The organism is Frigoribacterium sp. Leaf186, from assembly GCF_001423905.1.
Classification (GTDB): domain Bacteria; phylum Actinomycetota; class Actinomycetes; order Actinomycetales; family Microbacteriaceae; genus Frigoribacterium.
In genome coordinates, this window is record NZ_LMPQ01000011.1 from 2942 (window position 1) to 15579 (window position 12638).

The window sequence follows — 12638 nt, forward strand, 5'->3', positions numbered from 1 at the left end:
CCGGGTCGGTTCTGGTCCTGTTGGTCGGCTGGCACGGCCCTACGGGGCGGAACGGCGACGTCGGACCGTCGGCAGGGGAACAGGCCGCAGACGAAGACGGGCGAGTCCGTGGGGCTCGGTCGTCTGGTGACGACCGGTTCCGACGGACTCGCCCGGATCGGGGAGGCGCGGGGGCCTATTCGCCGATCGTGGCTCCGAAGCGAGCCGGCAGGGTGCCGCGGTGGGTGCTGCGCAGCTCGTCGATCGACACGGTGAAGACGTCTTGCACCTCGAGCGAACCGGACTCGGCGTCGGTCACGCCGATGCGGGCCACGGGGTACCCGCGTCCCTCGCACAGGCCGCGGAAGCGCACGTCGTCCTCACGGGGGACCGAGACGATCACGCGACCGGTCGACTCGCTGAACAGGGCGGTCGCCACGTCGATGCCGTCGCGTTCGAGCACCTCGCCGAGCCAGACGCGGGCGCCGACGCCGAAGCGCAGGACCGCCTCGGCGAGGGCCTGCCCCAGGCCGCCGTCGCTCAGGTCGTGCGCCGCCGCGATGAGCGATTGGTCGCCGCCCGCGTGCAGCAGCTGGGCGAGCCGGGCCTCGGCCGCGAGGTCGACCGCCGGCGGACGACCGCCGAGGTGGTCGTGCACGACTCCGGCCCAGGCCGAGCCGTCGAGCTCGAGAGCGGTGGTGCCGAGCAGGTAGATGTTGTCGCCCTCGTCCTGCCAGCCCGAGGGGATGCGCTTGGCGACGTCGTCGATCACGCCGAGGACGCCGACCACGGGCGTGGGGTGGATCGGCTTCGTGCCGGTCTGGTTGTAGAACGAGACGTTGCCGCCGGTGACCGGGATCTCGAGCTCGAGACAGCCGTCGGCGAGGCCCTCGACGGCCTGCGAGAACTGCCACATGACCTCGGGGTCCTCCGGGCTGCCGAAGTTCAGGCAGTCGGTGACCGCGGCCGGCACGGCACCGGTGACGGCGACGTTGCGGTAGGCCTCGGCCAGCGCCAGGCGGGCGCCCTGCTTGGGGTCGAGCTGGCAGTAGCGCCCGTTGGCGTCGGTCGCGATCGCGAAGCCGAGCCCGCTTTCTTCGTCGACGCGGATCATGCCGCCGTCGTCGGGGAAGCTCAGCGCCGTGTTGCCGAGCACGTAGGTGTCGTACTGGTTCGTCACCCAGCTCTTGTCGGCCAGGTTCGGCGACCCGAGCAGCTCGAGGAACTGCTCGCGCAGCACGGCGTTGCCCGTGGGGCGCGGCAGCGACGAGGCGCCGTCGGCCTGGAGGGCGTCGATCCAGCTCGGATAGGCGACGGGGCGCTCGTACACGGGGCCGTCGACGGCGACCGTGCGGGGCTCGACGTTGACGATCTCTTCACCGTGCCAGTTGATGACCAGGCGGCCCGTGTCGGTGACCTCGCCGAGCACGCTCGTCTCGACGTCCCACTTGGCCACGACGGCGAGGAACGCGTCGAGCTTGTCGGGGCGCACGACGGCCATCATGCGCTCCTGGCTCTCGCTCATCAGGATCTCTTCGGCCGTGAGGGACGGGTCGCGCAGCAGGACGTTGTCGAGCTCGATGAACATGCCGCCGTCGCCGTTCGAGGCGAGCTCGGACGTCGCGCAGCTGATGCCGGCCGCACCGAGGTCTTGGATGCCCTCGACCAGCTCGTCGCGGAACAGCTCGAGGCAGCACTCGATGAGCACCTTCTCGGCGAACGGGTCGCCGACCTGGACGGCGGGGCGCTTGGTGGGCCCGCCGGACGAGAACGTGTCGGACGCGAGGATCGACGCGCCGCCGATGCCGTCGCCCCCGGTGCGAGCGCCGAAGAGAACGACCTTGTTGCCGACGCCGCGGGCGTTCGCCAGGTGCAGGTCTTCGTGGCGCAGCACGCCGACCGCCAGCGCGTTGACCAGGGGGTTGCCCTGGTACACCGCGTCGAAGTAGGTCTCGCCGCCGATGTTGGGCAGGCCCAGGCAGTTGGCGTAGAAGCTGATGCCGCCGACGACTCCGTCGACCACGCGGGCGGTGTCGGCCGCGTCGATGTCGCCGAAGCGCAACTGGTCCATGACCGCCACGGGGCGCGCGCCCATCGAGATGATGTCGCGGACGATGCCGCCGACGCCGGTGGCGGCACCCTGGAACGGCTCGATGTAGCTGGGGTGGTTGTGCGACTCGACCTTGAAGGTGACGGCCCAGCCGCCACCGACGTCGACGACGCCCGCGTTCTCGCCCATGCCGACCATGAGGTTCTTCTTCATGGCGGGGGAGACCTTCTGGCCGAACTGGCGCAGGTAGATCTTGCTCGACTTGTACGAGCAGTGCTCGCTCCACATCACGGAGTACATGGCGAGCTCGCCGCTCGTGGGGCGACGGCCGAGGATCTCGCGGATCGTCGCGTACTCGTCGGCCTTGAGGCCGAGGGCGCCGTAGGGCTGCTCGCGCTCGGGGGTCGCCGCGGCGTTCGCCACGGTGTCGGGCACGTGGCCCTCGGGGCGGACGTCGATCATCTCGGCGTCGTGCGGGGCGCGGTCGGTCTGGTCGGTCACTTGGCGAGGGCCCTCTCGAGAACGGACGTGAAGAAGGTCAGGCCGTCGACGCCGCTCGACATCGCGGCGGGGGTGTCGGGGCCGAAGCCCTCTTCGACGGCGTGCTCGGGGTGCGGCATGAGGCCGACGACGTTGCCCCGCGCGTTCGTGACGCCGGCGATGTCGTCCATCGAGCCGTTCGGGTTGACGCCGACGTAGCGGAACGCGACCTGCCCCTCGCCCTCGATGCGCTTGATCGTCTCGGCGTCGGCGATGAAGCGGCCGTCGGCGTTCTTGAGGGGGATGGTGATCTCTTGCCCCTCGGTGAAGCCGTTCGTCCAGTCGGTGCGGGCGTTCTCGACGACGAGGCGCTGGTCGCGACGGATGAACTGCTGGTGCGCGTTGCGGGTGTGCGCACCCGGGATCAGACGGGCCTCGGCCAGCATCTGGAACCCGTTGCAGATGCCCAGCACGGGCATGCCGGCGTTCGCAGCGTCGACGACGTCGGCCATGATCGGCGAGAACGAAGCGATCGCGCCGGCGCGCAGGTAGTCGCCGTAGCTGAAGCCGCCGGGCAGGATGATCGCCTCGACGCCCTTCAGGTCGTGGTCGCCGTGCCAGAGGGCGACGGGTTCGCCGCCCGCGAGTCGGACCGCGCGCTGCGCGTCACGGTCGTCGAGGGAGCCGGGGAAGGTGACGACGCCGACGCGCATCAGCGGGCGGCGGGAGCGTCGTCGGCGACGGTGATCGAGACGACGTCCTCGATGACCGAGTTCGAGAACATGTCGTCGGCGAGCTCGCGCACGTCGGCCAGGACGGCGTCGGTCACCTCGCCCTCGACGGTGACCTCGAAGCGCTTGCCGATGCGGACGTCGGTGAACGCCCCCTTGCCGAGACGGGACAGGGCGCCGGCGACGGCCTTGCCCTGGGGGTCGAGCAGTTCAGCCTTGGGCATGACCTCGACGACGATTGTGGGCACTGGTTTACTCCTGAAGAGGCGTCAACGGGTGGACGCGACGAGTCTACGGCAGCCGCACGCGCCTCCTGGTGGTGCCCGTGACGACGGCGGAGGCCCGCGGTCGCCGATCGTCAGCAGAATGCGAGGCTCTTGTCAGCCGGATCATGGGAACGCGCCGCAGAGTGGTCGCAGCGGACAGGGCACGGGCCTCGTGATCGGGCCTCCTGTCTCGCTTCCGGTCGACGGGTTCCTGATCCGCCCCGAGACCGCCGGACGCCCGGCCGATTCCCCCGTCGGCCGGGCGTCTACCCTTTCGTGGCCTGGTCGCTCGACGAGACGGCGCGGTCGGAGAAGGCGCGGCCGGAGGCGGCCCGTGCCGAGGTGGCGCCCGAGCTCGCCGCCCGGGAGGCAGGGCGAGACCGACCGAGCAACCAGATCGCGAACGGCAGGCAGACGGCACCGGCGATCGCGTTGCGCAGGTCGAGCCCCTGCTGCATGACGTCGAACGGCGGAGCGATCGTGAGGACGGCGGCGGCGCCGACCGACCACCAGGAGGCGCGGCGCCGGCCGGTGGGCAGCGCTCGCGGTGGCCGCTCGAGTCGCCCGGTCGCCAGCGAGACGAGGCACGCCAGGCCGATGACCAGGGCCCAGACCGGGATGCGCGTCCACCACCACGAGGCCGTGGCCGGTTCGGGCAGCGGGCCGCCGAGGGCCAGGACCACGCCGGAGACGGCGATGAGCAGGGGCAGGTGCCACAGGTAGATCGTCATGCCGCGGCTGCCGACGGCGAAGACGACGGCCCGCGCGGCTGCGGTGGACATCAGGCGCGAGAGGAGCGGGTGCACGAGCGAGAGCACGCAGACCTGGGCCACCCCGAGCACCATGAGCGGCACCGTCGGCGGATTGAGGTTGCGCAGCATGTCGTCGGACCACGGCCCCGCCGTCGTCAGCGGGACGAGCGCGGCGTAGCCGAGGGCGGCCACGACGCACAGCACGAGTCGCGGCGTGCGGGTGAACAGCCCGTCGGCGTACGCGAAGCCGAGCTGCTGCACGAAGAGCCAGACGAACGCCAGGTTGACGAGGCCGACCGAGGTGACGCCCGTGCCGAAGCGGACGGCGTCGACCGCCACGGCGCCGACGGCGAGCACGAGCAGCGTCGACCACGGACGCCGGGCGTGCAAGCGGGCCATGAGGGGCACGCACAGCTGGGTGATGCCGTACGCGGCGAGGAACCAGAACGGGGTGCCCACGCCGGTGGCGGCGACGTCGAGCACGGCGGGGTCGACGCCGACGGCGGTCGCCACGACGAGGGCCAGGGCGAGCACGACGAACACGGCGCTCGCCGGGCGGGCCAGGCGGAGCAGGCGACCGCGGACGAAGTCGCCGGCGTCGTCACCTCGGCGGCGGGCGCCGACCCACGCGGTCGCACTGGCGAACCCGCCGACGACGAAGAAGAGCGGCATGATCTGGCCGGCCCAGGTGGAGAGGGCGAACCACGACTGCTCTTGCAGTGGCTGGGTCGCCACGACGGCCCCCGAGTCGTCGACGGCGATGCCGACCATCATCACGTGGATCGCCACGACGAGCAGGACGCAGAAGACGCGGGCCAGGTCGACGACGAGGTCGCGCCCCGGGGGGACGACGGGGGTGGCTGACGACGGCGTCGTGGCGGTGGTGCTCATGTCGACGACGCTAGCGAAGCGTCGTCCGCTCGGAGGGGTTGTCCACAGGTCGGACGCCCGAAAGCCCGAGAAGAACCTCCGAGGACGACTCAATTGTTTTGATCGGATCAAAAGAGTGGTTCACTGGACCCATGACCGATCCGACCGTCGACCCCCGCGAGGCCCTGCGCTCCGCCGGGCTGCGCGTGACCGAGCCCCGGCTCGCCGTGTTGCGCGCCCTCGAGCCGTCGCCGCACGCGGCCGCCGAGCAGGTCTTCGCGCGGGTCGCCCTCGACCTGCCCGGCACGTCGGTGCAGGCGGTCTACGGCGTGCTGAACGCCCTGACCGGGGCCGGGTTGGTCCGCCGCATCGAGCCCGCGGGCTCGGCCGCGCTCTACGAACTGCGCACGGGCGACAACCACCACCACGTGGTCTGCGGGGTGTGCGGGTCGGTCGCCGACGTCGACTGCGTCGTCGGCCACGCGCCGTGCCTGACCCCCTCGCACGACTCGGGGTACCTCGTGCAGACCGCCGAGGTGACCTTCTGGGGGTTGTGCCCGGCCTGTCGGGCGGCCGAGGCCGACGGGGCGGACGGCGACGAGCCGACCCGCGCCTCCTCGTCCGGTCGTCGAGGCACCCCGACCCCGGCGGTCCCGGCGGCCTGACCGCCCTCGCCCGCCCCGACCCACCCCGCCGCGTTCCGGCGCCCCCGAACCCACACGACGACGAACCACGAACGAAAGAGGACACATGACCGACGCGAAGAAGATCACCACCACCGACAACGGCGCCCCCGCCGCCAGCGACGAGCACTCGCAGTCGGTCGGCGCCGACGGCCCGATCGTCCTGCACGACCACAAGCTGGTCGAGAAGCTCGCCAACTTCAACCGCGAGAAGGTGCCCGAGCGCATCGTCCACGCCAAGGGCGGCGGAGCCTTCGGCTCGTTCGTCACCACGGGCGACGTCTCGCGGTACACCCGCGCCGCGCTCTTCCAGCCCGGCGTCGAGACCGAGATGCTCGCACGCTTCTCGACCGTCGCCGGCGAGCAGGGCAGCCCCGACACGTGGCGCGACCCCCGCGGTTTCTCGCTGAAGTTCTACACGTCCGAGGGCAACTACGACCTCGTCGGCAACAACACCCCCGTCTTCTTCATCCGCGACGGCATCAAGTTCCCCGACTTCATCCACTCGCAGAAGCGCCTGCCGGGCTCGCACCTGCGCGACCACGACATGCAGTGGGACTTCTGGACGCTCTCGCCCGAGTCGGCCCACCAGGTCACCTGGCTGATGGGCGACCGTGGCCTGCCCGCCTCGTGGCGCACCATGGACGGCTTCGGCTCGCACACCTACCAGTGGATCAACGCCGAGGGGCAGCGCTCGTGGGTCAAGTACCACTTCAAGAGCGACCAGGGCAACGAGATCCTCACGCAGGACGACGCCGACCGCATCGCCGGTGAGGACGCCGACTTCCACATCCGCGACCTGTCCGAGGCGATCGAGCGCGGCGACTTCCCGACCTGGACGCTGTCGGTGCAGGTCATGCCCTACGAGGACGCCGCCGGCTACCGCTTCAACCCGTTCGACCTGACCAAGGTGTGGCCGCACAGCGACTACCCGCTGATCGAGGTCGGCAAGATGACGCTGGACCGCAACCCCGAGAACTACTTCGCGCAGATCGAGCAGGCCGCCTTCGCGCCGTCGAACTTCGTGCCCGGCATCGCGGCCAGCCCCGACAAGATGCTGCTCGCGCGCATCTTCAGCTACGCCGACGCGCACCGTTACCGCGTGGGCGTCAACCACCAGCAGCTGCCGGTCAACATGCCCAAGACCGAGGTGCACTCGTACTCGAAGGACGGCGCCGCGCGTTACCACTTCAGCGAGGCGACGGCTCCGGTCTACGCGCCCAACTCGGTGGGCGGCCCCGCGGCCGACCCGCAGGCCGCGGGCGACACCGGCGGGTGGGAGGCCGACGGCGAGCTCGTCCGCTCGGCGGCGACCCTCCACCCCGAAGACGACGACTTCGGCCAGGCCGGCACGCTCGTCCGCGAGGTCATGGACGACGCCCAGCGCGACCGCCTCGTGCAGAACATCGTCGGCCACGTCTCGAAGGTGACCCAGCCGGCGCTGCGCGAGCGCGTCTACCAGTACTGGACGAACGTCGACGCGACGCTCGGCCAGCGGGTCCGTGCGGGCGTCGAGCCCGAGGCTCCCGGCTCGAACGAGGACCCGATCGAGGTCGGCGTCCCGGCGTAGTCCGCCACCGCGTCAGACCCGAGGAGGCGCGGTTCCCGTTCGACGGGAGCCGCGCCTCCTCGGCGTCTCGGCCGGTCGCCCGGCCAGGCGCACCCGGCACGCCCGGGTCGGGCGTGCCGGATGCGCCGTCAGACCATCTGGCCGTTCCAGTGCAGCTCGCCGGTGGGCCAGTCGGCGAGGGTGTGCGAGCCCTCGCGCAGCAGCCAGCCGTGGTCCTGGGAGACGAGGACGCCGGCTCCGTCGGCGCTGAACGCCGTGTAGTGCGCCGTGAGGCCGTCGAGCGGCAGCCAGCCGCCGCGTCGGTAGAATCCCTGGACGTCGTCTCCGGTCTCGAGCAGGCCGAACCCGCTGTCGAGCGAGCTCAACGCCGCGTCCACCTGCCGCAGCAGCTCGCCGCCGACGCCCGTGCCCTGCAGCGTCGGCGAGACGGCGACCATGCCGACCGCCGTGACCAGCAGGTCGGTGTCGCCGACCGTGACGAACTGACGCCGGAGGCCGGCGTGGGCGACGACGACGTCGCCCTGGCGGGCCACGACGCGCAGCTCGGGCTGCATGCCGGCCCAGCTGCGGGCACCGGCGTACCAGTGGTCGTAGCTCGGGAACGACCGGGCGAGCATCGCGGCGACCGCCTCGTGGTCGTCGAGGGTCAGGTCGCCCTCACGGGTGGTCGAGAAGACGGGAGGGGCGGCATCGGAGTCGGACATGGACCCACCGTATCGACGGGTGCCGCGTCGGCGACCGCCGGGCTGCGCGGACCGGAGGGCCGGCCCCCCTGGGACCGAGGGGGCGCGTCGACTACGACCGAGGGTCAGCTCGCCTGCGGTCGGACCGTCACCTCGAGCTGGTTGTTCCAGGGGTCGTCGAACCCCAGCACGCGGCCGTCGTCCCGGGTGGCGACGCCGTGGTGGCCGAGGCGCTCGCCGAGGGCGCCGAGGTCGTCGGCCGTGGGCACCTCGATGCGCACGAGGCCGAGCCCCAGGGCGAGCTGGCGGCGTCCGGCGCCCGCGCTCGTCCAGGTGTTCATCGCCATGTGGTGGTGGTAGCCGCCGGCGCTGACGAACAGCGCCTGCGGCCCGAACCGCGTGGTCGTCTCGAAGCCCAGCTGCTCGACGTAGAACCGGTGGGCCGACTCGACGTCGCCCACGCTCAGGTGCACGTGGCCGACCGTGGCGGGACGCGACGCGGAGCCGGCCAGCGCCTCCTCGGTGACGTTCTGCTGCACGAACGCGGCGGGGTCGAGGGCGAGCGTCGCCATGTCGACCTGTCCGTGGGTCCAGGACCACTCACTGCGCTGACGGTCCCAGTAGAGCTCGATGCCGTTGCCCTCGGGGTCGGTGAAGTAGAAGGCCTTGCTGACGAGGTGGTCGGCGCTGCCGGTGAACGTGCCGGGGTGGCGGGTCGCCACGCTGTAGACGGCGGCGGCGAGGTCGGCCTCGGTCTCGAACAGGATCGCCGTGTGGAAGAGCCCGGCCTCTCGCGGCCCGGCGTGCCTCAGCTCGGGGGCGTGCTCGAGGATGACGATCGGGGTCGCGCCGCGTCCGAGGACGACCCGCCCCGCCGCCTGGTCGGCGACCAGCACGGTCAACGTGACCGCGTCCCGGTAGTAGGCGGTCATGGCGTCGAGGTCGGCGACCCGGAGGGTGACGGCTCCCATGCCGGTGTCGGCGGCGAGCAGGTCGGTCGCACGTGCGCTCGCGCTCGCGCCCGGGGCCTGGTCCTGGCGGCGGGTCGAGGGCGAGGTCGCAGAGGGCGAGGAGGCGCGGGTCGCGTCGGTCGCGGAGGTTTCGGTCATGGGGCCCTCGGTCTGCTCGGGTCGGATGGTCACCCGGTCGGTGACGTGTCATCGAACGGAACCGGCCAGCGGCTTCGCGAATTCCCGACCGAGAGCGCACCGCGTTCCGTGCAGCGCACCGGGTCTCGACGCGGTGCACTGCACGAAACGCGGTGTGGAGGCCGGGGGCCGGGCGGGGCGGGGCCGCCGCCGAGGCCGGGCCCCGGGTCAGCGGCCGGTGAGGCGTTCGATCAGCTCGCGGTAGCGGGCGGCCGTGCGGGCGACGACCTCGTCGGGAAGGGGCGGGGGCTCGCCCATGCCGTCCCAGTTGGCCGACAGCCAGTCGCGGACGATCTGCTTGTCGAAGCTCTGGGTGCGGTCGCCCGCGGCGTCGACCTCGGCATCCCAGTAGCGACTGCTGTCGCTCGTCAGCACCTCGTCGCCCAGCGTGATCTCGCCCGTGGTGCGGTCGGCGCCGAACTCGAACTTCGTGTCGGCGAGGATCACCCCGCGGGCCTCGGCCACGGCGGACGCCAGCCGGTAGATCTCGAGCGAGCGGTCGCGCAGCGCGGCCGCGGTCTCGGCACCGACCAGCTCGACGGTGCGCTCGAACGAGACGTTCTCGTCGTGCTCGCCGAGCGGTGCCTTGTAGGCCGGGGTGTAGATCGGCTCGGGCAGGCGGTCGCCGTCCGACAGCCCGGTGGGCAACGCGATGCCGCACACCGTGCCGTGCTGCTCGTACTCTTTCCAGCCGCTGCCGACGAGGTACCCGCGCACCACGCACTCGACGGGGAACATGTCGAGCGGCTTCACGAGCATCGCCCGGTCACGGACCCGCGCCGGCAACGCCACGGAGGCGGTGGTCGGGTCGACGAGATGGTTCGGCACGGTCGACAGCTGGGCGAACCACCAGAGGCTGAGCTGCGTGAGAAGGGCGCCCTTGCCGGGGATGCCGGGCTCGAGCACCTGGTCGAACGCGCTGACCCGGTCGCTCGCGACGACGAGCACGTGCTCGGTGTCCTCGAGGGTGGCGGCGTCGCCGACCGAACCGGCCACGGGCGCGGGGACGTAGAGGTCGCGGACCTTGCCCGAGTAGACGGGCGCCCAGCCGGTGAGGGCGGGGGGAATGCCGGGGGCGACGGGCGGGGCCTGGTGACCCGCGCCTCCTGCGGTGGCGTCGGCGGAGGGCGTCGAGGCGGCTGCGGGCACCGAGCCGTCGGCGGCGCTCATCGGGCGACCCGCTCGGCGATGTCGTGACGGTACTGGCCGCCCTCGAGTTCGATGCGCTGGAGTGCGTCGTAGACGCGCCCCCTCGCCTCGGTGAAGTCGGAGCCCTGCGCCACGACGCTGAGCACTCGTCCGCCGGTGGCGATCAACCGGTCGTCGAGCCGGGCGGTCGCGGCGTGGGCGACGTGGACGCCGGCGACGGCCGTCGCGTCGTCGAGCCCGTGCAGGGCACGACCGCTGACCGCGCCCTCGGGGTAGCCCTCGCTCGCGAGGACCACCGTGACCGCCACGTCGGACGAGAACCGCGGCGACTCGTGGTTGCCGAGCGACCCGGTCGAGGCAGCCAGCAGCAGGCTGCTGAGCGGCGTGAGCAGTCGGGGCAACACGACCTGTGTCTCGGGGTCGCCGAAGCGCGCGTTGAACTCGATGACGCGCACGCCCCGCTCGGTGAGGATCAGCCCCGCGTAGAGCAGCCCGATGAACGGGGTGCCCTCGGACTCGAGCTGACGCACCGTCGGGGTGGCGATGGTGTCGAGCACCTCGTCGACGAAGTCCTTCTCGCTGCCGAACCGGTCGGCCAGCCAGGGCAGCGGCGAGTACGCGCCCATGCCGCCGGTGTTCGGGCCCGCGTCGCCGTCGAGCAGGCGCTTGTAGTCCTGCGCGGGGCTGAGGGGCACCACGGTGTGGCCGTCGCTGACGAAGAACAGCGAGACCTCGGGGCCCTCGAGGAACTCCTCGACCAGCACGGGCCCGTGCTGCAGCCAGTACGTGCTGTGCTCGATCGCCGCGTCGCGGTCGTCGGTCACCAGCACGCCCTTGCCGGCGGCGAGCCCGTCGGCCTTGACGACGTAGGGCGAGCCGAGGTCGTCGAGCACGGCGACGGCCTCGTCGAGGGTGCCCACGCGCGTGGCACGGCCGGTCGGCACGCCCGCGGCGTCCATGATGCGCTTCGCGAAGGTCTTGCTGCCCTCGAGCGCCGCGGCCTTCTTGCCGGGCCCGAAGACCGGGATGCCCCGCGTGCGCAGGGCGTCGGCGACTCCGGCGACGAGCGGTGCCTCGGGGCCGACGACGACCAGCTCGACGTCGTTCTCGAGGGCGTACTCGGTGACGACGGCACCGTTCGACGGGTCGAGGTGCACGATGCCGACCTGGTCGGCGATGCCCGCGTTGCCGGGAGCCGCGACGATCTCGTGACCGGCGTCTTCGCGCAGCAGGGCGGTGATGATGGCGTGCTCGCGAGCACCGGAACCGAGGACGAGGATTCGCACGGGCGACAGCCTACCGAGCGTCGGCTGCGGTGCCGAGTCCGGGCGGTGGAGGGGCGGTGCGGGGCGCGGAGGCGCGGGTAGCGTGGGCCCATGGCCAGGGCGCGGATCGACGACACGGTGGGATCGGCCGCGGTGGGCGAGGTGCGGGCGGCGCTCGCCGACGGCGGGGCCGCGGCCCGACCGGTGACCGCCACGGCCGTCCGCTGGCTGTTGCAGGTGCTCGCCGACGGTGAACCCGGGGCCACCGTGGAGGTGCGGGTGCCGCCGTTCGGCGCCGTCCAGTTCCGTGAGGGGCTCAGCCACACCCGCGGCACGCCGCCCAACGTCGTCGAGACCGACGCCGCCACCTTCGTGCGGCTCGCGACCGGCGACCTCAGCTGGCAGGAGGCGCGGGCCGGGGCGCTCGTGTCGGCCTCCGGCAGCAGGGCGGACCTGACCGGCTACGTGCCGATCGCCTGGCAGCGGGGCTGACCCGCGCCTCCTGGGCTCGAGCGGGGCGGCTGCCCTGCTCGACGTCGAGACGGGCGGCGGCGGCGTCGGCCCGGCTCTGGGATGATGGGCTGGTGACCGACGCACCCGACGACCAGCAGCAGCCCGAGCCCGTCGTCGAGCCCGGTCGGCCCGTCGGCGAGCCGGTCGTCGAACGCGACGAGGTCACCGTGCGCCGCGCGCCCAAGGTGCCGGTCTTCTTGATCATGGGCGCCGCCCTCGGCGTCGTCGTGTCGTTGGTCGTCACCTCGCTCTTCCCGTTCGACTCGGGCGAGGGCGTCGCGCAGACCTACGGGTACATCTCGCTCTGGGGCCTCACCATCGGCGGCACGGTCGGCTGCGTCGTGGCCATCGTCGCCGAGCGCGTCACGAGCCGCGGGGCGAAGCGGGTCCAGGTCGAGCGCGAGAGGCTCGAGGCTCCGGTCGACGAGCCCGAGGTCGATCGACCGTCGCTGACGGACGGTGACGCGGACCGTCTCTGACGGACGTGAAACGCCGCCGA

General features: G+C 72.3%; 12 protein-coding genes. 4 read left to right on the plus strand and 8 right to left on the minus strand.

The window, feature by feature from the left end; translation table 11 throughout:
- Positions 1-175 precede the first annotated feature (175 nt).
- From purL to ASG05_RS11695, 4 genes are all read right to left on the minus strand, one after another.
- On the minus strand, positions 176-2491 hold the full coding sequence (gene purL / locus ASG05_RS11680; RefSeq protein WP_056261610.1) for a phosphoribosylformylglycinamidine synthase subunit PurL: 2316 nt from the start codon (positions 2489-2491) through the stop codon (positions 176-178).
- 35 nt (positions 2492-2526) lie between these two features.
- Positions 2527-3222 (minus strand): phosphoribosylformylglycinamidine synthase subunit PurQ, encoded by a 696-nt coding sequence (gene purQ / locus ASG05_RS11685; RefSeq protein WP_054144901.1) that lies wholly within the window; start codon positions 3220-3222, stop codon positions 2527-2529.
- Positions 3222-3488 (minus strand): phosphoribosylformylglycinamidine synthase subunit PurS, encoded by a 267-nt coding sequence (purS, locus tag ASG05_RS11690; protein ID WP_056260949.1) that lies wholly within the window; start codon positions 3486-3488, stop codon positions 3222-3224. Before purS ends, purQ begins: the two co-directional genes overlap by 1 nt.
- Positions 3489-3772: 284 nt before the next feature.
- A complete protein-coding gene (locus ASG05_RS11695; protein WP_082486732.1) occupies positions 3773-5149 on the minus strand; it encodes an acyltransferase in 1377 nt (458 codons plus the stop codon).
- 131 nt (positions 5150-5280) lie between these two features.
- On the opposite strand from ASG05_RS11695, the gene ASG05_RS11700 reads away from it, so the two are divergent.
- Positions 5281-5793 (plus strand): Fur family transcriptional regulator, encoded by a 513-nt coding sequence (locus ASG05_RS11700; protein WP_082486733.1) that lies wholly within the window; start codon positions 5281-5283, stop codon positions 5791-5793.
- Between the two features lie 85 nt (positions 5794-5878).
- Positions 5879-7381 (plus strand): catalase, encoded by a 1503-nt coding sequence (locus tag ASG05_RS11705; RefSeq protein WP_056260951.1) that lies wholly within the window; start codon positions 5879-5881, stop codon positions 7379-7381.
- 128 nt (positions 7382-7509) lie between these two features.
- On the opposite strand, the gene ASG05_RS11710 is transcribed toward ASG05_RS11705, so the two are convergent.
- The 4 genes from ASG05_RS11710 to purD form a co-directional block, all read right to left on the minus strand.
- Positions 7510-8085, minus strand: coding sequence for a GNAT family N-acetyltransferase (locus ASG05_RS11710; protein ID WP_056260952.1), 576 nt, complete (start codon positions 8083-8085; stop codon positions 7510-7512).
- Positions 8086-8189: 104 nt separating this feature from the next.
- The gene (locus tag ASG05_RS11715) at positions 8190-9035 is read right to left on the minus strand and encodes a VOC family protein (RefSeq protein WP_056261613.1); all 846 of its coding nucleotides are present in this window, start codon (positions 9033-9035) and stop codon (positions 8190-8192) included.
- Positions 9036-9380: 345 nt separating this feature from the next.
- Positions 9381-10382: a phosphoribosylaminoimidazolesuccinocarboxamide synthase gene (locus ASG05_RS11720; protein WP_082486734.1), complete on the minus strand. Its 1002-nt coding sequence runs from the start codon at positions 10380-10382 to the stop codon at positions 9381-9383.
- Complete coding sequence (gene purD / locus ASG05_RS11725; RefSeq protein ID WP_056260954.1) at positions 10379-11647, minus strand: phosphoribosylamine--glycine ligase; 1269 nt, start codon at positions 11645-11647, stop codon at positions 10379-10381. Before purD ends, ASG05_RS11720 begins: the two co-directional genes overlap by 4 nt.
- A 90-nt stretch (positions 11648-11737) precedes the next feature.
- Between purD and ASG05_RS11730 the strand changes: the two genes are divergently transcribed.
- On the plus strand, positions 11738-12118 hold the full coding sequence (locus tag ASG05_RS11730; RefSeq protein ID WP_056260956.1) for a sterol carrier family protein: 381 nt from the start codon (positions 11738-11740) through the stop codon (positions 12116-12118).
- Positions 12119-12210: 92 nt separating this feature from the next.
- Positions 12211-12618, plus strand: a complete 408-nt coding sequence (locus tag ASG05_RS11735; protein WP_056260957.1) for a hypothetical protein — start codon at positions 12211-12213, stop codon at positions 12616-12618.
- Positions 12619-12638 lie beyond the last annotated feature (20 nt).